This window comes from Peristeroidobacter soli (assembly GCF_004138485.1).
In the GTDB taxonomy this organism is placed as follows: Bacteria; Pseudomonadota; Gammaproteobacteria; order Steroidobacterales; family Steroidobacteraceae; genus Steroidobacter; species Steroidobacter soli.
The window spans coordinates 157,270-182,145 of the sequence record NZ_RYEV01000009.1 but is presented as its reverse complement, the minus strand read 5'-3'; the positions used below and the strand labels follow the sequence as shown (position 1 = coordinate 182,145).

At 60.9% G+C, this 24,876-nt stretch carries 19 protein-coding genes; 11 read left to right on the top strand and 8 right to left on the bottom strand.

What is annotated here, in order from left to right:
* Positions 1 to 480 precede the first annotated feature (480 nt).
* On the top strand, positions 481 to 894 hold the full coding sequence (locus tag EKO19_RS33745; RefSeq protein ID WP_129781832.1) for a GFA family protein: 414 nt from the start codon (positions 481 to 483) through the stop codon (positions 892 to 894).
* Positions 895 to 942: 48 nt separating this feature from the next.
* Here the strand turns inward: EKO19_RS33745 and EKO19_RS33740 are convergent, their stop codons facing one another.
* The 4 genes from EKO19_RS33740 to EKO19_RS33725 all read right to left on the bottom strand — a co-directional run bounded on the left by EKO19_RS33740 (position 943) and on the right by EKO19_RS33725 (position 6,197).
* Positions 943 to 1,353, bottom strand: a complete 411-nt coding sequence (locus tag EKO19_RS33740) for a DoxX family protein (protein ID WP_129781831.1) — start codon at positions 1,351 to 1,353, stop codon at positions 943 to 945.
* A 66-nt stretch (positions 1,354 to 1,419) separates the two neighbouring features.
* Positions 1,420 to 2,067, bottom strand: coding sequence for a response regulator (locus tag EKO19_RS33735; protein ID WP_129781830.1), 648 nt, complete (start codon positions 2,065 to 2,067; stop codon positions 1,420 to 1,422).
* On the bottom strand, positions 2,064 to 5,297 hold the full coding sequence (locus EKO19_RS33730; RefSeq protein WP_129781829.1) for a sensor histidine kinase: 3,234 nt from the start codon (positions 5,295 to 5,297) through the stop codon (positions 2,064 to 2,066). Before EKO19_RS33730 ends, EKO19_RS33735 begins: the two co-directional genes overlap by 4 nt.
* Before the next feature lie 147 nt (positions 5,298 to 5,444).
* Positions 5,445 to 6,197 carry a winged helix-turn-helix domain-containing protein gene (locus tag EKO19_RS33725; RefSeq protein ID WP_157995568.1) on the bottom strand — a complete coding sequence of 251 codons (753 nt, stop codon included), beginning with the start codon at positions 6,195 to 6,197 and terminating at the stop codon, positions 5,445 to 5,447.
* Between the two features lie 366 nt (positions 6,198 to 6,563).
* Here EKO19_RS33725 and EKO19_RS33720 point away from each other — a divergent pair, with 366 nt between their 5' ends.
* The 7 genes from EKO19_RS33720 (at position 6,564) to EKO19_RS33690 (ending at position 15,826) form a co-directional block, all read left to right on the top strand.
* Positions 6,564 to 9,248 (top strand): TonB-dependent receptor, encoded by a 2,685-nt coding sequence (locus EKO19_RS33720; protein WP_129781827.1) that lies wholly within the window; start codon positions 6,564 to 6,566, stop codon positions 9,246 to 9,248.
* Positions 9,249 to 9,257: 9 nt separating this feature from the next.
* Complete coding sequence (locus EKO19_RS33715) at positions 9,258 to 11,354, top strand: right-handed parallel beta-helix repeat-containing protein (protein ID WP_129781826.1); 2,097 nt, start codon at positions 9,258 to 9,260, stop codon at positions 11,352 to 11,354.
* 146 nt (positions 11,355 to 11,500) lie between these two features.
* On the top strand, positions 11,501 to 11,923 hold the full coding sequence (locus tag EKO19_RS33710) for a GlcG/HbpS family heme-binding protein (protein WP_129781825.1): 423 nt from the start codon (positions 11,501 to 11,503) through the stop codon (positions 11,921 to 11,923).
* 10 nt (positions 11,924 to 11,933) lie between these two features.
* A complete protein-coding gene (locus EKO19_RS33705; protein WP_129781824.1) occupies positions 11,934 to 13,307 on the top strand; it encodes an NAD-dependent succinate-semialdehyde dehydrogenase in 1,374 nt (457 codons plus the stop codon).
* Between the two features lie 54 nt (positions 13,308 to 13,361).
* Positions 13,362 to 14,417, top strand: a complete 1,056-nt coding sequence (locus tag EKO19_RS33700) for an NAD(P)-dependent alcohol dehydrogenase (RefSeq protein WP_129781823.1) — start codon at positions 13,362 to 13,364, stop codon at positions 14,415 to 14,417.
* A 152-nt stretch (positions 14,418 to 14,569) separates the two neighbouring features.
* Positions 14,570 to 15,232, top strand: a complete 663-nt coding sequence (locus EKO19_RS33695) for a response regulator transcription factor (RefSeq protein ID WP_129781822.1) — start codon at positions 14,570 to 14,572, stop codon at positions 15,230 to 15,232.
* Positions 15,233 to 15,253: 21 nt separating this feature from the next.
* The gene (locus tag EKO19_RS33690; protein ID WP_129781821.1) at positions 15,254 to 15,826 is read left to right on the top strand and encodes a hypothetical protein; all 573 of its coding nucleotides are present in this window, start codon (positions 15,254 to 15,256) and stop codon (positions 15,824 to 15,826) included.
* Between the two features lie 8 nt (positions 15,827 to 15,834).
* Here the strand turns inward: EKO19_RS33690 and EKO19_RS33685 are convergent, their stop codons facing one another.
* On the bottom strand, positions 15,835 to 16,311 hold the full coding sequence (locus EKO19_RS33685) for a DUF3237 domain-containing protein (RefSeq protein ID WP_129781820.1): 477 nt from the start codon (positions 16,309 to 16,311) through the stop codon (positions 15,835 to 15,837).
* Between the two features lie 229 nt (positions 16,312 to 16,540).
* On the opposite strand from EKO19_RS33685, the gene EKO19_RS33680 reads away from it, so the two are divergent.
* Both EKO19_RS33680 and EKO19_RS33675 read left to right on the top strand, forming a co-directional pair.
* A complete protein-coding gene (locus EKO19_RS33680; protein ID WP_129781819.1) occupies positions 16,541 to 17,215 on the top strand; it encodes a type 1 glutamine amidotransferase domain-containing protein in 675 nt (224 codons plus the stop codon).
* A 98-nt stretch (positions 17,216 to 17,313) separates the two neighbouring features.
* On the top strand, positions 17,314 to 18,339 hold the full coding sequence (locus EKO19_RS33675; RefSeq protein WP_129781818.1) for an aldo/keto reductase: 1,026 nt from the start codon (positions 17,314 to 17,316) through the stop codon (positions 18,337 to 18,339).
* Between the two features lie 553 nt (positions 18,340 to 18,892).
* On the opposite strand, the gene EKO19_RS33670 is transcribed toward EKO19_RS33675, so the two are convergent.
* A complete protein-coding gene (locus tag EKO19_RS33670; protein ID WP_217705769.1) occupies positions 18,893 to 20,824 on the bottom strand; it encodes a M61 family metallopeptidase in 1,932 nt (643 codons plus the stop codon).
* Positions 20,825 to 21,312: 488 nt separating this feature from the next.
* On the opposite strand from EKO19_RS33670, the gene EKO19_RS33660 reads away from it, so the two are divergent.
* Entirely contained in the window at positions 21,313 to 22,236 is a 924-nt protein-coding gene (locus EKO19_RS33660; protein WP_129781817.1) for a hydroxymethylglutaryl-CoA lyase, read from the top strand.
* Between the two features lie 3 nt (positions 22,237 to 22,239).
* On the opposite strand, the gene EKO19_RS33655 is transcribed toward EKO19_RS33660, so the two are convergent.
* Positions 22,240 to 23,481, bottom strand: coding sequence for a CaiB/BaiF CoA transferase family protein (locus EKO19_RS33655; RefSeq protein ID WP_129781816.1), 1,242 nt, complete (start codon positions 23,479 to 23,481; stop codon positions 22,240 to 22,242).
* A gap of 24 nt (positions 23,482 to 23,505) precedes the next feature.
* A complete protein-coding gene (locus EKO19_RS33650; protein ID WP_129781815.1) occupies positions 23,506 to 24,810 on the bottom strand; it encodes a spinster family MFS transporter in 1,305 nt (434 codons plus the stop codon).
* Positions 24,811 to 24,876: the final 66 nt, after the last annotated feature.

The following is a 24,876-nucleotide window of genomic DNA, read 5'->3' as shown; positions in this document are numbered from 1 at the left end:
ATGTTTTTTATAGATTTTTAGGCGTTCCTATTGGGGGCGCTAGCAAGGGTAGCTTATCGCCGAGAGATCCGGCGATAAGGTTTGTAGCTGATACTTGGAGCATCGCCGGGAAAGTGGCGAAACCCCAAGTGCTTCAACTCTGGACATTACGCTGATCGGCGTTCGCTTAGTACGATGCACATCTGGCGTCATGCTCGCGCATGGGAAAGGTGGTCGGAGCGATGCGCTATGCGCTTTCCCTGGAGACTGAGATGGTAGGCAAGGTCGAACTCGGCAAACGTAATAAGGACGGCAGATTCGAAAGGCGGGCGACGGCGCCTTCATTGCGCGCAAGCTGAATTGAGATCGATCCGGCCGGCGGTTGGAAAAGTAACAGCGGTTAATAAGCGTTAAAGGCACGGACGGCGAGTATCGGTGCGGATAAGCTGTGCTTCGCGAGGGCGGCAATGCCTCTATAGCTCAGCATCCGAGGACATGAACATGACGAAGAAACACACTGCCCGGTGTGCCTGTGGCGCTTGCAGGTTCGAGTTCGAGACCGACCCGGCGTTTGTCGCCGTTTGTCACTGCAACGATTGCAAGAAAGCGTCGGGCGGTGAGGCGGCCACGTTCTTCGGCGTTCCGACGGATGATTTCACGCTGACCCAGGGCAAGCCGAAGGCGTTTCATTATATTGCCGATTCTGGCAAAGGACTGGACCGGAATTTCTGTCCGGACTGCGGTGCCCGGATATTCTCCAGCAATCTGGAGAGCTTCCCGGGCCTGGTGTTCGTCACCCTGGGCAGCCTCGATCGGCCCGAATTGATCGCACCCAAGCTTGAGATGTTCACCAAGCGACGTTTGCCCTGGGCGAAGCCGCTCGACCTGCCTCAGTTCCCTGGTATGCCGGCCTGAGCCGGCGGCTCGAACATCTGGCCCTTGAGCAGGGGCGCGGATGTTGCTTCAAGGGTCTTCGAGATCGCGCTCGCCCGGCGGGCGCTGCGAATATTCGAGAACGATGCGCTTGCGGCCGTAGCGGCGCGCGTCGACCGACCAGTATCCCGGCCCGAGCATCAGCAGGCTCAGACCGATGAATGCGTGGATGAGATGCGTCCATTCGAACGCAGTCCCGGCGCAGGATAACCATGCTTCGAGCAGTGCCTGCAGGGTCGCGGCGAATGGGGTCCAGAATCCCGCCAGCAGCAACGTCGCCGACACACAGCTGAGGACTCGGATCCAAACCGCTATGTCGGCGGGGTCTCCCCACAGTTTCGACAGGCCAACCACGAACAGCGGCACGCTGCCGGCAATGCGCAGGAGCAACAGGCCGCGGCCGGGCCACTTGTCGGGGAATGTGGAGAAGATTCGCTGCATGAGTGTTCGGCAGCGACCCTACCAACGTTTGCTTTCAACCGAGTCCCCCGAACAAGCAGCAGGCAATTACCCCTTTGGGGGAATGGCCTGGGTGAGGATGCCGCGCTCCAGCGCCACCGTTACGGCATGCGTCCGATCGTTGGCCCCCAGTTTGGCGACGATGCGCTTCATATGGGCCTTGGCGGTATGTTCCGTGATTGACAGGCGTACGCCGATTTCCTTGTTGGAATTACCGGCTGCCACTAGTCGCAGCACTTCAACTTCACGCTCCGAGAGCGGGTCTTCGCCGAGATGGACGGCCAGCCCTGCGGCTACCTCAGGATGAATCCGCTTCTGGCCCAGATGCACCGCCCGAATGGTGTCCAGCAAGTCCTTGCGCACCAGGCCTTTGAGAATGTAAGCGTATGCACCGGCCTTGAGCGCTCGTTGGGCGAGCACATCGCCGCCATAAGTAGTCAGTATGATGATCTTCGCGCTAGGAAACTCGCTGCGGATCGCGATCAGCGCATCGATGCCGCTCATCTCCGGCATCTGGATGTCGAGCAGAGTCACATCTGGAAGAACCGCGCGGAATCGCTCGACCGTCTCGCGTCCGGTCGCAGCTTCCGCAACGACTTTCATGTCGCGCTCGGTGCCGATCAGGGCTGCGATCCCGGCACGCAATACCGGATGGTCGTCCGCGGCCAGGATGCGGATCGGCGTGTTGGCGTTCATGGACGGCCTCCGAATATAGGAATTTTGAACCAGGACCGATGACTCACCGTACCCCCATAGGCTATCGCCGCGGGGACCGAGAGCTCAACCTCGGTTCCCGCTCCATGTTCGCTCCAAACAGCGAAGCGCGCACCGAAGGCTTCGGCGCGCTCGCGCATACCCTGCAGTCCCCAATGGCCGGCGCGCCGGCCCTCGCTTATTACTTTCGCATCGACGCCAATGCCATCGTCGCGCAATCGCAGCGTAAGCGTGTGCTCTGCGTAATGCAGTTCGGCCTCGATATTTTGTGCCTGCGAATGCTGAACCGAATTTCGCAGTGCTTCGCGGGCAATACGATAGACGTCATCTCGCACGAGAGGGGCGACTGGCCGCGCCTTGCCCTCCACCAGAATCCGGAAAGTGAGTGGATGCAGGCCGCCGGACGTCAGTTCTTCACCGAGCGCGGCCAGAGAATCGGCGAGATCGCTCGCGACCGGCGCGTTCGAACGCAGGTCGTGCACGGCTGCACGGCTTTCAGCAATCGAGCGGTCACCGCTGTCGAGAGCGGTCTCGAGCAGCGTCACCGCCTCGGCAGCGCGATCCGGTAACAGTGTACGCACGGCTTGCATGCGATAGATCAAGCCCTGAAAGCCTTGCAACAACGAATCGTGCAGTTCGCGAGCGATGCGCGTGCGCTCGTTCACCCGCTCATACAATCGCATGTTGAATTGATGCGCGATCTGTCGGATGCGCAGCAGATAGGCGCCGACTATCGTCGCCAGCGCAATGAGCACCAGCAGACTGCGGAACCACCACGTTGCCCACCAGGGCGGCTGTATATCGATGGCGACCTCGAGTCCCGGAGTGCTCCAGGGACCTCGGCTGGTGGCGCCCTGAACTCGAAAGCGATAGTGGCCGGGAGGTAAGGTCGTGTAGTTGGCAAAGCGACGGTCGCTGCCGACTTCCTGCCATCGATCCTCCAGACCTTCGAGACGATAGCGAAAGCGGTTCGTCGACGGGCTGCGGAAGCTCAGCGTCGTAAACTCGATCGAGAAGCTGTTCTGATGGTGCAGCAACGTCACCGCCTGGGTGTAGCCAAGGGCACGCGACAGGGGTGAACCCGGTCCGGGCTCCTCCGGAACACCCGCGAGCCTGAAACCCGTGAGTGCCATCGGCGGTGCGTAATCGAAGTCACGCACGTTTTCCGGACGGAATGCGACCGCGCCCGCGAAGCCGCCGAAGAACATTTCACCTGAGGCGCCCCGGAAGCATGCGCTCCAGCCGGTGAAATCCAGCCCCGGCAGTCCGTCTGCAATCGAGTAATTCTTGAAGGTCTTGCGTGCCTGGTCGAGTCGTGACAAGCCCGCGCTGGTGCCCATCCACAGCTCACCGAAGTTATCCTCGAACACGCAGCTCACCGTATTGCTCGGCAGCCCGTTGCGTTCGCTGTAGTAGGTGCTCGCCCCCGTTTCGACATCGTAGCGATACAAGCCATTGCCCGTTCCGGCCCAGATGGCACCCCCGCGATCCACGTGGAGGGACTGCACACGTTTGTATAACAGCGGGCTGTCAGAACCCGACTGCAAATTTACGGGTGTAAAGCGCCCGGTCTCGGGATCGAAGGTTTGTACGCCGTCGCCGTCGGCGTCCAACCAAAGGGTGCCACGCGCATCCTCCACTATCGAGCGATACACATGCGGCGTAGTGCCGTTGCCGTGGCGATAGGTGATGAAGCTGCCGGTGGCGGGATCGAAGCGGTTCAAGCCATCGAAGGTGCCGATCCACAGTCGCCCGCGGGCGTCATAGAACAGGCGTATCACGCGGTTGTCGCTCAGGCTGGCCGGGTTGGTGTCATCGTGGCGGAATCCTTGCAAACGCTGGCTTCGGGTATCGAGGCGATACAGTCCCTGACCGCCAGTGCCGATCCAAAGCGCCTCGGCGGAGGGATCCTCGATGAGCGACAGGACTTCGCCGACGCTGCCATCGCCGGGGACATCGACGTGAGTGAGCTGTCCGCTGCTGCGATCGAAGCGGTTGAGTGCGCCGGTCGTTCCTATCCACAGGATGCCCTGGCGATCTTCATAGATGACATTGACCAGCGTCTCGCCGCGATTGTTTGGATTGCGCGCGTCGAACGGCAGCTTCGTGAACGGCAGCGGCCGGGTCATGAAGAAGCCCGGTTCCATCGCATGGAAGCCGGTCCAGACGTGACCTTCACGATCTTCGTAGAGCGCCAGGACCCGGTTCTCGGACAGGCTCTCGATGTCGGTGGGATCGTTGCGATAGCGGGTGAATTGTCGTCGCGCCCGGTCGAATTTCAAAAGACCGTCGGCCATCGTGCCAACCCACAGCGTGCCATTGCGGTCCTCGAGCATCGAGCGCACGCCGGTCAGGAAAAGCTCGGGAGATGCCGTGGTGGCAAAGGAATAACGCACCAGGCGGTGCGTGCGGCGGTCCAGGATCGACAGACCATGACCGGAATCTTGCAGGATCCAGAACGTCCCCTGCCGATCTTCATAGAACCTCAGATCCTCCGCTTCACGCAGCGGCACGCGCAGCGTGACACGACCGCTGCGTCGATCGAAACGATCGATGCCGGCGGTGCTCGCCACCCAGAAGGCGCCGGACCGATCCTCGCCGCTGGACCGGATCTCACTGCTGCTCAGGCTGAACGGATCGTCGTTGTCATGGGCGAAGCGCTGCACGAAGCCTGTGACCGGATCGAGCGAGTACAGTCCGTTTCCAGTCGACAGCCACAGGCGGCCTTCGCTGTCCTGACTGATGTGTCGTACCGCGCCGTTGGTGTGCGTGGTGGTTGCCGGCTCGAGAGGGTAGTGCACGAATTTTTCGGTCACCGGATCGAATCGATCGACCGAATTCGCACACCCGACCCAGATCCGCCCGTCGCGGTCATTGATCAGTGAGGTGATGTGGACATCGCACAGGCTGCCCGGATCGTCGGGCTCGTTCTTGAACACCCGGAATCGATAGCCGTCGTAGCGGTTCAGACCGTACTGTGTGCCGAACCAGAGAAAGCCGCGCTCGTCCTGAGCGATGTTGGTCACGCGCTGTTGCGAGAGCCCCTGCGAACGGGACAAACGCACGAAGCGCAGGTCGGTCGCGTCGGTCACGCCAAGATGAACGATGTGTGGGTCGATCTGCGCGCGTGCAGGCCCGGCAGTTTCCTGTGCGCAGCAGGTCGCGAAGGCAAGCACGAACTGTATCACTGCCAGCTGGGCGGAAAGTCTCATACGTCGTGACGTCCGCTGACGTGGATTCACTTAATTATAAGACTGTAGCAGCGCGGATCGAATCCTAATAGTGGCAGCAATCGGATCGACGCCACCAGTTGAACGTTATTCGTGCGCAGGGCCCGGCAGGTTGAGCCGGGCCTGTGATCAGGTGTCAGCGGTGCGAACACGCGACCAATGCAACGTCGCTCGACTGCTGATCAGGATGTTGACCATGGGGGCGTCGGTGAACAATCGCTCGGTGAGTTGCGCAACGCCGGTAAATACATGTTCGCAATGGTCGAACGCCAGCAACAGTTCTTTGTCCCGTAGGTAATCGATCACACAGCTCTGCGCGTCGGGCGGCTCCGCCTCGCAGCCAAGCGCGGTGGCCACGGACTTTGCGACGTGAGCGGGATCTTCGACGCTGGCCAGGTCGACGCGGCACACCGCGCTGTAATCAGCGGCCAGCGTGTGCGCTGGCAAACGCGACAACGCCGGCGCCGCCGAAGGCTGCAGGCGACTGACGGGAGCGACGAAGCGATAGCCTATGCCTGGCACGCTGATGACGAATCGATTGCCGTCCCGTCCGTCCTCCAGCGCCCTGCGCAATCCGGCCACGTGGACGCGCAGGTTGACTGGAGAGACGATGACTTTTGGCCACACCCGTGCGAACAATTCCCGGCTGTCGATGGTTTCGCCGGCACGTTCCACCAGCGCCAGCAGCAGGTCGAACGCCCGGCCGCCGATATTCACCAGCACATCGTCCTTCAGTAGCTGGCGTTCGCGAACGATCAGCCGACAGCGGCCGAAACAGAAGATCTCGCCGCTCATCGGGACCGGCGACACCGAACGCGTGCTGGCGATGACTCGATCCCGAGACGCAGTCTGCAAAGATGTGTAATCTGCGAGGGCAGTCATGAGAGTTCCTTCCGGCAGAGACATCCGTTTGAACTGGTCGGGCAAACCGGGCGAACCGCGGCGGCAATCTCGGGACGGCCCTGCGGTGATCGAGCCTGGACAAATCGTGGCAGTGCGCGCAGCTCGAGAACAGCCCACAAAGCAGAACATTTCGAGCACTCCATGGAGCAACGAATACCGTCTCGTGTCGCTACGCCGAGTTACTCGAAAGAGGGATGGAGGCTGGCTGCTTTGGAGGGGTGCGGCAAGCCGGTCGCACTCCCAGAATCGAGTCGCAACGTATAACGGCGGCTCGCAGCTACTGTCATCTCCGTGGCTACACTATTCGCTCCCACGCCACCAGGGCTGGCCGCTAACGGGCAGCAAATGGAGAGATTCATTTCGAATGGCCTGCTGGCTGTCGTGGCTGTCTCTGTGCTCGGGCCGAGAGCCTATGCGGCGCAGCCTGAAACCACCGAGGAGGAGGTGGTGGTCACGGGCATCCGCCTGAGCGTCAGCAAATCCATCGAGGACAAACGTCACCTGGATGTGGTCGCCGACGTCATCACCGCCGAGGACGTTGGCAAGTTTCCGGACCACAACGTAGCCGAAGCGCTGCAGCGTGTGACGGGCGTGCAGATCACGCGAGAGGCGAATGAAGGCAAGTTCGTGAACGTGCGCGGACTGCCTTCCGAGTTCAACTTCGTGACGTTGAACGGGCAGGCGGTCACGAGCGCGAGCGATAACCAGATCGTGCGCGGCGCCGATCGCAACTTCGATTTCAGCCTGCTGGCTCCGGATTTCGTCGCCGCGCTCGCTGTTTACAAAACAGCGAGGGCCGATCTGGAGGAGGGTGCCGTTGCGGCGACCATCAATATCAAAACATTGCAACCCTTCGACATCGATGGTCGCCGGATCGCGTTCTCGGCGCAGGCACAGAAGTACGACATCAAGGACGAGCCGGAGCCGAACCTCGCCGGGTTGTACTCCGATCGCTGGCTCGGAGGTCGTGTGGGACTGACGGTCGGTGCCGCATGGAATCGACGTTTCTTCCAGGGGCAGGCGACCGATACAGCTCAGTTGGACCCCGTGTCGTTGGCGAATGGCACGGCGCTGATCCTCAACAACAACTCCGCCAACTTCAATGATCAGCTGCGCGATACCAAGACATACTACGGTGCCGTGCAGCTGGAGCTGAACGATTCCATGACGGCGAGCGTGACGACGATCCACGCAAAGTTCGCAGGCGACAGTATCTCCGGTAGCTTTGCACTGAGACCGGTTTTCTCCTTCGAGCCGGCGACCTTCGATTATGCAGTGAACTCGGCCAATGTCCTCACCCGCGCGGTAGGGGATGATATCTACATCGGGACGGGAAATTTCCACCAGTGGGACGAGGGCGAACTCGACAATCACACGCTGCGGTTGGAGTGGCTGTCCACGGTATGGAAGGCCGAGAACCAGCTAGCCTACAGCGAGTCGACCACACATTCCGAGGAGATCGGCTTCGACCTGTTGCGCTGGGGCTCGCGTGGCTTCGGTACGGCTGTCTCCGGCGGATACGATATCATTCCAGGCGAGCCGATCCCTTCGTTTGTCATCGATCCTCGCTTCGACGTCGCTGATCCCAGCTCATACCTCAACGGTTACATCGGTGGCCAAGTCACCGATCGGCGAGACCGGCTCTGGTCCGAGCAACTCGACGTCACTTATACCGGCAGCCTCGGCGTCATCAAATCGATCAAGGGCGGTCTGCGGTTCGCCGATCGCAGTCGGGACAATGGCGCCCGCTTCCTGCTGGATTCCTCGCTGGCGGGCACTGACATCAGTCGCTTCGCCGGGCGCTCGCCAGTCCACGGACTGCTTGCGAACTACCATGGCGGGGCGGTTCTCCCTGGTGATGCTCCTTATTACGATAGCCAGCTCTACCTCGATGCTGCGTTCGATGGCTCGTATCGGAACTGGGCCCGCGCGCCGACGACCCGTCCACAGCTCAATCCAGGCGATCAATACCGAATCACGGAGGAAACCAGCGCTGCCTATCTCATGGCGGATTTTCGCCTCAGTACCCGGCGTCCCGTTCGGGGCAACTTCGGCGTGCGTGTGGTGAGAACGGAGCAGACGATCACGAACTCGGCAGTCGACTTCGACGCGATCCAATTCATCGAGCCCGCGCCGATGCCGCCGGCGCCGGCGGCGATCGTGCCCCCGGCCGGCAAACAAACGTTCGATCGCAGCTACACCGACGTGCTGCCGAGCCTCAATACCATCGTGGATCTCTCGCAAGACTTGCTGCTGCGTTTCTCCGCGGCCAGGGTGCTCTCTCGACCTACCCTCGAATCGCTCGTGCCTCGTTACTCGGTGACAGTGAACCCGGCGCTCGTTTCAGGCGGCAATCCCGATCTCGATCCGTTCCGTGCCGATCAGTACGATCTGTCGCTCGAGTGGTATGCGCGTCCTGGCTCGTTGCTGTCCGTGTCGTTGTTCGATAAGCAGATCAGATCCTTCATCCAAAAAGGCGCACAGGCGTTCGATATCCAGGGTCGTACATTCAACCGGGTGCTGCCGGTGAACGGTCAGGGCGGCTACGTCAGAGGCGCGGAGCTCGGATACGCACAATCGTTCGATTTCCTGCCATCGATCTGGTCGGGCCTCGGAGTCCAGGCCAATCTCACCTATGCGAAGGGACAAGTGGACGCCGATCCCGTGAACGAGATACCGTCGCACCCGTTCAGTGGCCTTTCCAAGTTCACCTACAACATTGTGGCGTTCTACGAGAAATACGGCTTCAGCCTGCGGCTCGCCTACAACAGCCGCGATCCCTTCCTGGTCGATCCCGACATCCGTGGTGAAGGTCGCTCGGCCGCCTGGGCAGAGCGCTTCTCGACGCTCGACCTCCAGGCCGGCTACGAGCTGTCGAATCAGATCAATGTCTACTTCGAGGGTAACAACTTGCTCGGCAAGGAAACTATTTCAAGCTTGCGCCCGATCGACAGCGCAGCAGGTCGTCTGCCGTTGTCATGGGCCGCGGGCGATAGACGACTCGCGCTCGGGTTGCGCTTGAAATTCTGATTCTTGAACATGGTTCGCAACAGATTGATGCGCGCCCAGCTGGCGCAAGTGCTGCTCACGCTGGTGACGATCATTGGGACGAGCAGTTGTACCGCTCCTTCAAGATCTGCGCTGCCCGATGAAACATACGTCGTGCTTCGTGTGTCTGCGAACGCACCTGCCGGCGGCTATCGATCGCTCGATCTTGCGCTCGCGGCGGCAGCGCGATTACGTCGTGAGCAACCGGGCGTCCCGCTGCGTATTGAAGTTGCGACTGGTGACTACTACATCGATGCACCTTTGCAGATTGGCGCTGATCTGTCGGGGACGCAGAGCTTTCCCACATTGATCACCGCGGCTGCGAACCAGAAACCCCGACTGTTGTCGGGACGCCTGCTGCGGCCGGTCTGGCAACCCTATCGAGACGGCATCTTCCGAGCGCGACTTACCGATTGGCCGGTCGAGGGAACCGCGTTCGATCAGTTGTTCGTGAATGGTAAACGGCAGGTCAGAGCACGTTATCCAAACTACGACGCGCACATTCGAATACTCAATGGCTACGCAGCGGATGCACTGTCGCCAGAGCGAGTTCGCAACTGGCGCAATCCGGCCGGGGGCATCCTGCACGCGATCCATGATCATCTCTGGGGCGGGATGCACATTCCGATCCTTGGAAAGAACAGCGATGGATCGGCCGCACTGGGTCCGGCGGTTGGCAACAACCGACCCTCCGCTGCGCATGCAACGTATCGCTACGTCGAGAATGTCCTCGAAGAGCTCGACGCAGATGGTGAATGGTATTTCAGCTCCTCGGAGTCGACCCTGTACTACATGCCGCCGAAGCATATTGATATCCACCAGGCGACCTTCGCGGCGAGCGGACCAGCACGCATCCTCAACGTGCTCGGTGCGCGACAGTCACCGGTTCAATTCGTTCGCATCGAGGGTTTCGAGCTTCAACGCACCGCTCATTCGTTCCTGCAGGCGACCGAGCCGCTGCTGCGCAGTGACTGGATGATTGCGCGCGAAGGGGCGATCTACATCGAAAATGCCGAGGATGTCCACGTTGCGGACAACACGCTGTCTGAGTTGGGTGGCAATGGCGTATTCGTCAGCGGCTACGCCCGGCGCATTGGCATCGCCGGCAACCACATTCACGACATCGGCGGTAGCGGCATCAGTTTCACGGGCCGCCCGGAGGCGGTTCGTTCGCCAAGCTTTCGCTACGAGCAGTTCGTGAATTTCGATGATCTCGATCTCACGCCGGGACCGAAGACCGATGAGTACCCTTCGGAGTCGGTGGCGGAGGACAATCTGATCCACGACATCGGCACCATGGAGAAGCAGGTTGCCGGCGTCCAGATCGCGATTGCGATGAACATCCGGGTCGCGCATAACACGATCTACCGCACGCCGCGCGCCGGTATAAACATCGGCGATGGCACCTGGGGCGGGCACCTCATCGAATACAACGATGTGTTCGACACCGTGCTCGAAACGGGTGACCACGGCGCTTTCAACAGCTGGGGCCGCGACCGCTTCTGGCATCCGGATCGCGGCATCCTGGAGCAAATGAATGGCCGGCATCCGGAGCTGTGGAAGCTCGATGTATTGCAGCCCATCACGCTCAGGAACAATCGTTTGAGCTGCGCGCACGGTTGGGACATCGATCTGGACGATGGCTCATCCAGCTATCGCATCTACAACAACATCCTGCTGGGCGGCGGCCTCAAGTTCCGCGAGGGATTCGACCGCGCCGCCTGGAACAATGCGATCGTGAACAACGGCTTTCATCCGCATGTCTGGCTCGAGGCGAGCGGCGATCGCTTCGAGCACAACATCGTGATGGCGACGCACCAACCCGTACTCATGCATTACTGGGGGGCGGCGGTCGACTTCAATCTGTTCAGCAGTCCGTCCGCGCTCGAACGAGCAAAGGCCCTCGGGGTAGATCGACATTCTCAGCAGGGTGATCCGCGGTTCGCGAATCCGGCTGCAGGTGATTTTCGCGTGCCGCCGGACAGTCCGGCGATTGCAATCGGCTTCGAGAATTTCCCGATGAGCGGATTCGGTGTGACCAGCGACCGGCTCAAACGGATCGCGGATCGCACGGCCATCAGCCCATGAGCTGATGTCGGGTCTGCGGGATCCACCGCGCGAAGCGCAAATCGTGAGCTGCCACCATTTGCGGTAACAGATGACCATGATTGAGGGTCGAGTATCGCGATCCTAAATTCGTTCTCACACGCTGTTGATGTGTGAGTGAGGACGAAATGCCGGCGCAGTATCCAAGCCTTACGCTCGAAGACGCCAAGCGGATGCTCGCGGCCGCCGAGACGAAGGCCCGCAACCTGGGGGTTCCCTACAACGTCGCGGTCGTTGATTGCGGCGGTCATCTGCTGGCATTTCTGCGGCAGGATGGCGCGCTCATCGGCAGTATCGAGCTTGCGATCAACAAGGCGGCGACCGCGCGCATCTTCGATAAAAACACCGCCTACCTGTCCTCGCTCGCTCAGCCCGGCCAGCCGCTGTTTGGCATCCAACAAAGTCATTCCGGGAAAGTCGTCATCTTCGGCGGTGGCATACCGGTCGTTATCGCAGGAAACATCGTCGGTGCGGTGGGAGCCAGCGCCGGCACAGTCGAACAGGACATAGCCGTCGCGGAAGCTGCGATAGCCGCGCTGGCGCCTTCATGAGGAAACATCCATGGCTTACCGAAGTATCAGTCCGGTCACCGGCGAAGTATTGAAGACATTCGCCAATCACAGCGATGCTGAGCTCGAATCGTTTCTAGCCCAGGCCTACGCTCTATATCAGTCCCCGTGGTCGAGGGAGCCGAGGCAGGCCAGGCTCGACGTGCTCGCGCGTCTGGCCGATGAGATCGACAAGCGAGCCGAAGAATTGGCGCGAATTCTGGTGCACGAAATGGGCAAGCGCATTTCGGAAGCGCGCTGGGAAGTGAACATCACGGCCGAGATCGCTCGATACTACGCTCGCCACGCTGCGACTTTTCTTGCGCCGGAGAAACTCCAGACGACGCATGGCGAAGCCTGGGTCGAGTATCACCCGATCGGCGTGGTCGTTGCCGTCGAGCCGTGGAACTTTCCTTATTACCAGTTGATTCGCGTCGCCGCGCCCAACGTTGCCATCGGCAATCCTGTCCTGGCGAAGCACGCCAGTATCGTCCCGCAGGCAGCGGTTGTATTCGAAGAGTTGTTGCTGTCCGCAGGTGCGCCACGTGGCGCATGGACAAACATATTTGCATCAGGCGACCAGATCGCCCGGCTGATCGAAGATGACCGCGTGCAGGCCGCGGCCCTGACCGGGTCCGAGAAGGCGGGCGGCATCGTTGCTTCCCAGGCCGCCAAGCATCTGAAGAAATCCGTGCTCGAGTTGGGCGGCGCCGACGTATTCGTGGTGCTGGACGATGCGGATCTCGACCGAGCCGTGGAGCACGGCGTCGCGTCACGCTTCAACGTTGCGGGGCAGGCGTGCAACGCTGCAAAACGTTTCATCGTCCACGGCGGGATTGCCGACCGCTTCATGAGCAAGTTCACGGAGCGCGTTGCCCGCATGAAGATCGGCGACCCGATGGACGAGAGCACCGACATGGGGCCGCTGTGCTCGATCGCTGCGCGTGACGAGATCGCCGCGCAGGTCGAACGAGCGGTGCGGGCCGGTGCCACGCTTCACCACGGCGGCAAGGTTATCGCCGGTCCGGGTGCCTTTTATGAGCCGACCATTCTCACGGGCATTTCGCGCACCAATCCCGCCTACTTCGAAGAGTTCTTCGGACCGGTCGCGCAGATCTACGTCGTTCCAGACGACAACGCAGCGATCGCGCTAGCCAACGATTCTCACTTTGGCCTGTCGGGCGCGATCTTCGCAGCCGATACCGATCGCGCCAGGCAGCTCGCGGCGCGCATCGAGACAGGATCTGTCTGGATCAACACGCGCTCATCCACTGCGGCCGAGTTGCCGTTCGGCGGCGTGAAGCGCTCCGGCTATGGCCGCGAGCTGTCCCAGTTCGGCATCAAAGAGTTGGTCAACCAGAAAATGATCGTCGTTGCTCCTGAATGACGTCAGCCAACAGAGCGTTCCAGTACTGCAAATATTGCGAAAGAGGAGAAGCCAATGAAAGCAGCTCGAATTCATGAGTACGGCAAGCCGGTCGTGCTCGAGGACGTGCCGGTTCCGGACATTCAACCGGATGAAGTCCTGGTGCAGGTCAAGGCATGCGGCATGTGCCGCTCCGACTCGCAGCTGATCGACGGCTATTTTCGTCCGTTTGCCGACATCCCCACACCGATCACCATCGGCCACGAGATTTCCGGTGTCGTGCACAAGATCGGCAAGGCGGTGCCCAAAGTAACGGGCCTCCAGGAAGGCGATCACGTCGGTGTCGCTCCGGGCTGGGGCGATGGCGTGTGCCGGCATTGCCTGGCTGGCAACACTCATATTTGCGCGAATGTGCGCTGGCCTGGGTTTGGGCCCTACGGCGGCTTCGCCGAATATCTGCCAGTGCCAGCGCGATATCTGGTCAAAGCCGATGCGCGCCTGAAGTTCGATGAGATCGCACCACTGACCGATGCGGGCCTGACGCCTTACCGAGGCATCAAGAAGCTCCGCGATGCTGGCGCACTGGGCCCGGATAGAGTGCTCGGTATCCTCGGTATCGGTGGACTCGGCGCTTACGCCGTTCAGTATGCGAAGTTGCTCGGCGGCGGGGCGAAGGTCGTCGCATTCGCTCGCAATCCCGACAAGCTCGCCATTGCCAAGGACTATGGTGCCGACCACGTCATCGCCGTCAAAGGCAAATCTTCAAAGGACGTCGCCAAGGAGCTCGACAAGGCCACCGGTCAAGCCGATCTGGATGCGATCATCGACTGTGCGGGTGCCATGGAAATGATGCAGCTCGGCTTCAGCCTGCTCGGCATCAGTGGTCACTATGCCAACGTTGGCCTGGTGAGCGATCGAATCGATGTGCCGCTCTTGCCGCGAGTGAATCGCGAGCAGACGTTTCATGGCTCGTATTGGGGTAACAACATCGACCTGATGGAGGTGCTGGCACTCGCCGCGGAGGGCAAGATCCGTCACACCACCAGGCAGTTCAAGTTCGAACAGGTCAACGAGTACCTCGATCTCATGCGTTCAGGCGAGATCATTGGCCGCGCCGTGATGACGTGGTGAAGAGCCGCCGCGCATGACCGGGATAGGGGTTCATCCATGTGGATGAGCCCCTGGCAAGCAGCAAGCGGTACTGCGATTTACCACAACTAACTTGGCTAACGTGCCCCGAAGAATAAAAATCGACCTCACAATCGACCTCAGTGAGGTGGCAGATGATTCTCACATCCAGCATCGACCAGCGGGACCTCTGCAAGAGTATCGAGCCGGTCGTATTCATTGTGAAAAGGGATGAGTCGACTCGCGCGTGGGTCGAGAGCACGGTCGCCTCCGCGGGACTGCGCGCCATCAGCTTGAGCTCGGCCTCCGAGCTGACTTCTCGTCTCACGCCGGGAGCGGTGGCGTGTGCGATTCTCGATGTGACTTTGCAGGATGCCAGTTGCTTCGAGCTACAGGATGCGCTGGCCCGGGAAGGAGTGGCCATCATGTTTCTTACACGAGAGCATTGCATTTCCTCCTGCGTTCGGGCGGTGAAGGCGGGCGCTGTCGATTTCCTCACCGTCCCTTGCGACGAGAATCAACTGATGAGCGCAGTGCGTGACGCTTTGGAAGAAGCCCGATCGTCGCTGATCCGACGTGTGCAGATTCGGGAGCTGCGTTCCAGGTACGAACAGCTGACGGCACGCGAGCGCCAGGTCTTCGAGCTGGTCACCGACGGCCTTTCCAACAAGCAGATTGCCCGGCGGCTGGAGATTGCAGACATTACCGTCCAGATACATCGCAGTCGTGTCATGCGAAAGATGTCTGCGGGCTCTTTGGCCGCTTTGGTACGGATAGCGGTCGCAATTGCCGGCGCTTCGCGTGCCTATCTCAACTGACGTGCACACAGTGGAAAAGCGATGACGGGCAAGCTGGTCTGTTCACTGGGTATCGCGGTCGGTCTCTTTGTTACGAACTCTGCGCGTGCGGATGAGTTTCCGAGTGTTTCGCTGAGTGCGATGACCATTGGCGTACTCGGCCCCACCGATCTGGGGCTCCAGATGCTGGAAGCGCGGGCCGCAGTGTCGTCGTACTTGCACTTGACCGCTGCGCCGACGCTTGTGATTGCCGAAGGAGGCAACACTGAGCAGCAACTGCGCACGGCTGCGACGTTCTTCTTGGACCTGGGTACGATCAGGATCGATGACCGCAATCTCGGCGTCTTCAGCGATGCCGGCACGATGCGCTATCGAAACAGAATTCGCCTCACCCAGCCCGCCAACTATGGAGGATACGTCGTTCGCTGGCAGCTGCTCGATGAGGCGTTCTACGAGAAGGGTGGACCTGGCTGGTTTCGTAACATGTGGGGCGCGGGCCTCGGCGTCGATGCTGGAAGCGCTGTGTCCGTCGACGCCTACTGGTTGCAGCAGGACGACGATGGCAAGCGAACTGCTTCCCTGCTGCTACTGATGCTGACTGTACATCTGCTGTAGTGCCGGCATCAGAGCACTTCGAAGACGTTATAGATCGGGCCAGTCGGCAGACGCTGCCCGGCTCCGACCGCCACGATCTCGTTGAGCCACACATGACTTGGTGATTGGGTACGAAACAGCGGTGCGATTCGCAGGTAGTACTCGTCGGCGCGTACCTCCGCACCCCGTGCGAGGCGAGCCATGACCTCAGCGGGACCGGAGCGCACTCCCTGATAGGTCATCGCAATCAACTCGCCCTCGGCTGTTTCCAGAACGATGCGGCAGTCGAGCAGAACGGTGCCGTCCGGCATTACTCGTTGCCAGTCACTGCCGCCGTCGAGCACGCGACCTCGCAGGCGCGCTCCTTCGAAACGTCCGCCGCCAACCACTCCAACAAGGGTATCCGTGCCGATCCGCTGCACGGCTTTGATGTCCAGCTCCAGCACCAACAAATGATTGCAGCGAATGGATTGAAGCGGAGCGGGCAAGGTGGCGGTGTCGGTCATCTGCATTCCTCATGTCATGGAAGGTGTTTTGCAGAACCGTAACGCGCCGTGCGCGCGTAGAGAATCATCGGGATGTGTTACTCCTGCGTAAACGATTTATATAATTTCGACACGGCCGGAACGCTCCTAATCTTGATGCCACAGCGAACTCCAGAGGCGGCGTTTCACGAACACCGTTCGCGCTTCGCTGCCTCCTGACCGTCTCGATACACAACGAAGGAGCATCACCGTGACCCAGCATGTCCTGTTCATCGTCACCAACGCGCCCGTGATCGGGCCCCACAGTCGCAAGACCGGCTTCTTTTTCGCCGAGGTCGCTCATCCGTTCGAAGCACTCGACAAGGCGGGTATCGCCGTGGAGTTTGCATCGCCCTCCGGAGGATGGACTCCGTACGATGCCTATGACGAGAAGGATCCGGCGCAGAAAGAGTTTCTGGGAAGCAAGGCATTCCGCCGCTTGAACCGCAGCCGCAAGCTATGCGAGGTGGACGCCGCCGATTACGACGCCATCCTGATTCCCGGAGGCCTCGGACCCATGGTCGACATCGCACGTAACGCCGAGGTGCAGAATGCAGTCGTGCGTGCGTGGAGCACCGGCAAGATCGTGTCTGCCGTGTGTCATGGTCCCTGCTCATTGCTAGGCGTGGATCTCGGTAACGGCGTGCCGTTCGTGCGCGGCAAGAAGCTCACGTCGTTCTCCAAGAAAGAAGAGTATGACTACGCTCGCGAAGACGTTCCCTATGAGCTGGAAGACGCGCTGAGAGCGGAGGGCGCCGAGTATTCCTCCGCGGCAAACTGGCAGCCGCATGTGGTGGTGGACGGACGTCTCATCACCGGCCAGAACCCCGCGTCCGCCGGGCCGCTGGGCAAGGAACTGGCCGCAGCGCTCAAGAAGACAGTCTAAGGCTTCGCTGGAACCCAACACAGTGCGAGCCGCGAGATCCGCGGTTCGCACGGCGGCGTGTCAGCCAGAGAACATCATGTCTTGAAGGAACCGCACTCATGCAGCACCAGTTTCTTGGCTCCACTGGCCTGTTGGTTTCCCGCCTCGCGTTTGGAACGATGACGTTCACAGCAGGCGCCAAAGATGTAGGTGCATTGGCTAAAGCGGGTGCTCAGGTCGCGGAGGACCTGGTAGCCATGGCTGTCGATGCCGGCGTCACCCTGTTCGATACAGCGGACATTTATGCCGACGGCGAATCCGAGAGACTACTTGGTGCCGCGTTGAAGGGGCGCCGTCAGCAAGTTGTGATCGCTACAAAGGTCGGCTTTCGCACTGGCACGCCGCTGACCCAGGCAGGACTGTCCCGTCGGCACATCCTCGATGCAGCGGAGCAGAGCCTGCGCCGCTTGGGGACCGACTGGATCGATGTCTACATCGCGCACAAGGAAGACCCGCATACCCCGATGGAAGAGACACTCAGCGCCCTTGATTCGCTGGTACGCGCTGGCAAGGTGCGCTATCTCGGATTTTCCAACTGGCCCGCTTGGAAGGCCGCAGCAGCCCTTGAATGCCAAAAGGCAAACGGCCTCGCGCCATTCACACATGGGCAGATGCACTACTCACTGCTAGGCAGGGATGTGGAGCGGGAAGTGCTCCCGATGATGCGAATGTACGGATTGGGGCTCACGGTGTGGAGTCCACTATCTTCTGGATTTCTTAGTGGCAAGTACACTCGCGAGAGTCTCAGCGATCCGAGTAAGCGCAACCCTGGATTCGATTTGCTGCCCTTTGACAGGGAGCATGGCTTGGCAGTGTTGGATCAGATGCGAATCATCGCACGCAGCCATGGGAGCACGGTCGTGCAGGTCGCACTCGCCTGGCTGCTCGCGAAGGACGCTGTGACGAGTGTGATTCTAGGGGCTGCGAAGCCGGATCAATTGAAGGACAATTTGGGCGCCATAGCAGTAAAGCTAACCGCGGAGGAGGTGGCCAGCCTCGACTCAGCTACCGCACTCGCGCCAGTCTACCCGAATTGGTTCAACCATAAGATGTCAGACCGGCTCGTCGCCGAGGCCATCGCCTGACGGACACATGGCGATCTTTGCTGTTTCGTTCCTAGACGTCTGCAAGCCCTGGTGGGAAGCGCAACTAACAAGGCGGAGGTGCGAGCTCGGCTGACTGTCTGCGCCGCAGCTGTCGACGCGCTTCAACGGCATGTTGCGGCCTTGATATAGCGCAATGCGACTTCGCGTCGAACCTCGTCTCTTATGAGATCAAACGAGGTGTGTTCCGCGCGAAGCCTTCGCTGCAGCATGCGCGGATGCAGGCAGAGTCTCGCTGCGATCTGCTCGTTGGTGCATTCCTTACTGGCGAGGCTCTCCAGGATGAGATACCTGACGCGCGCTGACGCACTATGTGGCGCATTATCACGAAGAGCGCAATCACCAGGGGCTGCAGAATCGCTTGCTGAAGCGTTCTGATGGCCCTATCAATCTAGTTGGTCGGGTAGAGCGCCGGGAGAGACTCGGTGGAATGCTCAACTTCTATCATCGAGAAGCGGCCTGACGACGGAATTTTCAGACACTACGGGTCCGACCCGCGCCCCGATGGCCGGGGGCACTCGAATTCCGAGTACGCCTATCGAGGCAACAGTAGCTCGGTCAGCGTATCCGGTTTGCTTGGAATTCGCACGAGGCGTGGATAACGCAGCGTTCCTGTATAGGCGATGGTTCGCTCCGCGCGGCGACCGTCCTGCTCGATCGTCAGTTGAACCGGAGATTGTTGAGCAGCGCGTACTGCCTCCACCAGGCGCTCCTTGCTGAAGGGTTGGCCCTGCACGGCGACAATCTTCGCGCGCGGCGCGAGACTTGCGTTGAACGCTGGGCTCTCCCAGGCGACTGCGCTCACCACGCCGCCGTTGGTCGCCTTCAAACCGATGGAATAGAAGAGATCCACGCCGCCTTGCTCGTCTTCGTTCTGCCGGAAAGCGGTCGTTGGGGTCTCGGTGTAGACGAGCCGCCAGCCGTGTCGCTCCAGCCCGGCGGTTGTATCGACTTCCTGATGGCCATTGACCCATCGGCGCAGCTCGGTTTCCCAATCGTGAGGCACGACGGTATTCAGCGCGGCACACAGCTCCTCGAAAATATATGTTTGCGATGGCGCTTCTGCGGAGGCACCCGCGAAGAACAGCCCGGCAAAGTCATCGATGCCCTTATGCCCAGCGCTGCGCTCCCGGAGGAGCGAGTCGACCGCGAGCCACAGCATGACGCCTTCATGATAATAATCCTTTCGACGCTGCCAGTCCGGCCATGGCACGGGCTTGCGAAGCATGAACGAGGGATAGTTTACGTCGTCGGACAAGCTTCGCCACGCGCGGCCGGGTCGGTTTGCGATTGCTGCGGCGTCGAGCGCCAGTTGGTCAAGGGTCTCCTGAGGACTGCGCAGGCCGGCGCGCGCCGCCAAGACGCGCCCCCAGAATTCGGTCTGCCCCTCATAGGCCCATAGCAGGCCGCCGCCCTGGGGCACATTCGGCGTGGGCGCCCAAAGGTCGGCGGGGATGCGATAGAGACCATTCCACGCATGCACGAACTCATGGGCGATGATGTCGCGGTTGTTGAGCTGGGCATCCCAGTTGCGAAAGTAGTTCGAGGGCAGCGAGATCTCACTGGAGTTGCGATGCTCCGTCCCACCTGAGGAGGCGTCATCGCTCATGCTTGCAAGGAATTCGTAGCGCCGGAAGGGAGCAGGTCCGAACACCGCAGAAGTTTGGGCGATCATTCGCCGAAACGAGTCGATCCGCTCGGGCGCCACGGCCAGATCGTCCGCGCGGCTTGCCATTAGAGCGAGCGTCGCTCGCGCCTTGGGGGCCGAGGAAAGGGGAATCCGCGTTAGATAGCGGGCCGCATAGACGGGTGAGTCGAGCAAGGTTTCGAGCGACACGGTGGCAAGAGATACTGCGCCTCGCTGTGTCGGTATGACATCCAGCGCCGTGACGGGCTGCAGACCGGCGGGCAGCGTGATGGTGGCCGCAATCGGAAGATTTCGTGCATACCATCCCGCCGGATAGAGAATGAGCCGCTGCCAGTGCACGACGATCATGTCCGGTGACATTGTTTCTTCGGCAGCGACGATCTGATAGCGCAGTTCGATTGTCCGTGCGCCCTGTGGGATGTCGAGATGGAAGGCATGCGGCTCGATCGGGTCGCGGCGCCATGACAATGGCCGTCCGTCGAGTTCCACGGCCAGGCCGGCGAGATCGGTGACCGTCAAGCTCGGGCCGTGGCTCGCGGCTTCCCAGCGGGGGTAAAGCAGTGTCATCGAGCCTGCCTGTTGAGCGGGCACGACTTCACGAACGACGAACAGCTTTCGTGCCACGTCAGTCGCCTCGACATTCACTTCGATGACACCGGCGAACTCATGATCGACCGGCGCTGGCACCGGCAAGGAGTTTAGAACTTGGACCGGCTGTTTCACGGACTGCGCTTGGACCGACATAGCGGCTAAGGCGCCGATCGCACAGGCTGCGGCGAGTAGCGAGGCGGAAAGACACTTCGGTCGACTGAAGGTCATATTGCAGATACGGTTCGTTCGAGCGCGTTGGTGGCTGACGGGGCAAGCCCCCTAATTCTACTGAATTCCGCGCACGCAGTGGCTAGCGAGGATGGCGTGGTCTGCCGGTCCGATCGAGATCCACGATCCCTCGACCGTTCCACACGTCTGGAAGGCGCAGATGTTAGAAAGAAGCAAGCGCGTTAGTGGCCCGCACATCGTTCGGGTTCGAGACGGTCGCTATGTCGAACATTGGGGTATCAATTCGCTAGGGTCGGTCCTGGCTCAGTTGCAATCGAACTGATCCAAAACGCCGCGCATGCTCGAGTTGAGCGAGGCCGGGTGGCAGCTACGCACTTTGTGTGCCGACAGTGAGCGCGTCAGCGACTTGGCCTGTCAGGATCTGAAGGTCTTCGATGAAACCCTGAAGCGCATTTCGTAATAAGATACAATGAAGTCCGCGTTGCTCGTACAACGCAAGCGCGAGTTACCAGAGGATACATGCGGGCATGCCGAGAATAGAAATCGTCGAAGTGGGACCGCGCGATGGGTTGCAGAGCGAGTCGAGCATGCTCGCGACCGACATCAAGATTCAGTTCATCGAGCGGCTCATCGATGCGGGCGTGCGAAGGGTCGAGGTCACGAGCTTCGTGCATCCGAAGCGCGTGCCGCAGATGGCCGACGCAGAGGCGGTGCTGGCTGGCCTGCGGCGAACCGCAGGTGTTTATTACGTAGGGCTCGTGCTCAATCGTCGCGGATTCGAGCGCGCCGTCGCCGCCGGTTGTAACGAAATCGGCATGGCTGTGATCGCGAGCGATACTTTCAATCGTCGCAATCAGGGCATGAGCACTCAGCAATCCATCGATGCCTGGCTGGAGATATCCGAGGCTGCGCGTGCCGTGGGTGTGCGTCCTCAGGTGACGGTGTCTGCCGCTTTCGGTTGTCCGTACGAAGGTGAAGTGCCCATCGAACGCGTTCTCGATGTTGTGAGACAGGTCGCCGCAGGTGGCCCGTACGAAATCGCGCTTGCCGATACCATTGGCGTGGGCGTGCCGGCGCAAGTGCGCGAGATGATCGCGCGGGTGCGTGAAGTGGTGCCGGGCATGCGTCTGCGTTGTCACTTTCACAACACGCGCAACACGGGCATCGCCAATGCCTATGCGGCAGTAGAAGCGGGTGTCGACGCGCTCGACGCGAGCGCGGGCGGCATCGGCGGCTGTCCCTTCGCGCCGGCTGCCACCGGCAATATTCCGACGGAAGATCTCCTTTATATGCTCGATCGCAGCGGCATCGACACCGGCCTGCGTCTCGATGCGCTCATCGAGACGAGTCAATGGCTGCAACAACAGCTCGGCCGAGCGGTGCCCGGCATGCTGGTAAAGACCGGCGGCTTTCCGCGAGCCTCACAGGTTTGCGTCCCGGCGGCGCAGTGAGCCTCAGATGACCCCGGCGGTGCGCAGTTCGTCGAAGCGCTCGGCGCTCATGCCGAGCAGTTCCAGAAATATTTCCTGATTGTGTTCGCCCAGCGCCGGAGAGGGGCTGCGGATGCGGCCTGGTGTCGCGGATAATTTCGGTGCGACATTCTGCATCTGCAACGTGCCGAAATCCGGATGCGGCACGCTCACGATGGCTTCGCGCGCCTTGAAATGGGCATCCGCCAGCATCTCGGGGGCGCGATAGATCAGTCCGGCCGGCACGCCATGCGTTTGCATCGTTTGCAGCAGCTCGGTGCGTGACAGTGTGCGGGTCCACTCGTTCACCAGCGCGTCCAATTCCTCTTGATGTTTGCCGCGCTCGATGTGAGTTGCATACCTCGGATCCTGCGCCAGTTCCGGTCGCCCCATCGCTGCGGCGAGACGCTTGAAGACAGTGTCTTGATTGGCGGCGATGAGCACCATTTGTTGGTCGATGGTGAGATAAACATTGGACGGCGCGACATTCGGCAGGATCGCACCGGTGCGCTCCCTGATATAACCGGTCTGATCGTATTCCGTGACCAACGATTCCATCATGGCGAGAACGGCTTCGTAGATGGCGGAGTCGACGATCTGGCCGCGACCGGTCCGTTCACGATAGTGAAGTGCGGAGAGTGCGCCCAGGCAGGCGTAAACAGCTGCGAGCGAATCGCCGATGCTGATGCCCGTGCGCGAGGGCGGCGTGCTTGGATCGCCCACTACGTATCGTAGCCCACCCATCGCCTCGCCGATTGCGCCGAAGCCGGCCTGGCTCGAGTACGGCCCGGTCTGGCCGAAGCCGGAAACGCGGATCATGATCAGGCGTGGATTGATTTGCGCCAGCTGCTGGTAACCGCAGCCCCATCTTTCCATCGTGCCCGGCCGAAAATTCTCCAGCACGAAATCGGCCTGTCGTACCAGATCCTTGAACACGCTTTGGCCCTGCGGCTGGCGCATGTCGAGCGTAATGGATTTCTTGTTGCGCGCGACGACCGGCCACCACAGTGACTTGTCACCAGCCGTCTCGCGCCCCCACACACGCAGCGGGTCGCCCTGGCCCGGCGGCTCTATCTTGATCACCTCGGCGCCCATGTCGCCGAGCAGTTGTCCACAGATCGGTCCGGCGAGCAGCGTGCCGAGCTCCAGCACGCGAAGATCGGAGAGCGGACCGTTGGCAAAGTTTCGTTGGTTCACATGGGTACCTGATGGCTCACGCCGCGCCATGGCCGGAGATGAATGCAGCTTCCGTCAATTGACTTCGTCCTGGTGCGCGGACCTGGACGCGACGAAGTACATCAGCGCCGCTGCAATCGAAAGCAGCAGCGGACACAGCATCGCCCAGCGCAGTGAAGTGGCGACATCGACGGAGAACCAGGCGCCAAAGCCGTCGCTCAGCAGGCCGATCACGACGGGCGTCAGGCCGTAGCCGAAAATGGACGTGAAGAATGCCACCAACGCGATTGCCGTTGCGCGAACCCGATGTTCCGTCACGATATGCATGCAAGCGAGGCTCGGTCCCATGCCCAGCCCCACCGCCGTTGCGCCGAGAAACAGGAACACATAGGAAGCGGCGATGTTCTCGGTGAGGTAGACCAGCAGGAACAGCGGAGCGGTGAGCAATGCGGTCAGCGCCGGGAACCAGAATTCCCAGAGTCGATTACGACCGATCAGCGCATTGACCAGAATGCCCCCGACGATGATGCCGACGATGGAGCCGATGCCCAGGCACAAGCCGCCGAGCGTGCTGAACTGCGCGGCGCTGATGTCGTAGGCGCGCAGGTAATAGGTCGGAACCCATACCCAGGCGCCGAAGATGCAGTAATAGAGGGTGGTCGCGATCAGGAGGCGGCGCGCGGTGCGAACGGCCAACACACTTCGGATGGCCTGGATCAACGGCGGCGATCGGGTCGGCAAGCCGGTGCGCTCGAATCTGCCGCGTACCGGCTCTTTGAGCAGCAGTGGCAGCAGCAATGCGAGCGCCAGTCCGGGCAGGCCGAAGAGGATGAATACATTGCGCCAGCCGACCCGTTCCAGCAGCACGCCCGAGGCGGTCAGGCCGATGAGAGTGCCGATCAAGCCGATGCCGGTGAATACCGAGATGGCGAGCGCACGCCGTTGGGGCGGAAAGCAATCGCCGATGATGGAATGCGCTGAGGGAATACAGCCGGCTTCTCCCGCGCCCAGGCTGAGTCGAGCAAAGAACAGCTGCAGAAACGATCGCGCCAGGCCGCAGAAGATCGAAGCCAGGCTCCAGACCGCAAGGCAGGTCGAGATGATCCTGACACGGTGATAGCGATCGGCCATCCAGCCGACGGTCAAGCCGAAGATGGCATAGAAGGCCGCGTAGGCCAGCCCGCCGAGAATTCCCATCTGCGCATCCGACAGCAGCAGCTCGCTCTTGATGGATTCCAGCAGCACCGAGAAAACGGTGCGGTCCATGTAGTTGAACATGTTCACCAGGCCCAGGACGATCAGCGCCGCGTGGGCTCGCAAGCCTGGCGCTTCTGCCTCAGGCGAGGCTTCGGCGGCGGTCATCGTCGTATCCCCGTTCATGGGCAACTCTCGCGCAGTGTGTTCACAGGGCGCAGCCGGCCCGGCCACGTCGTTCTGCTAAAGAGT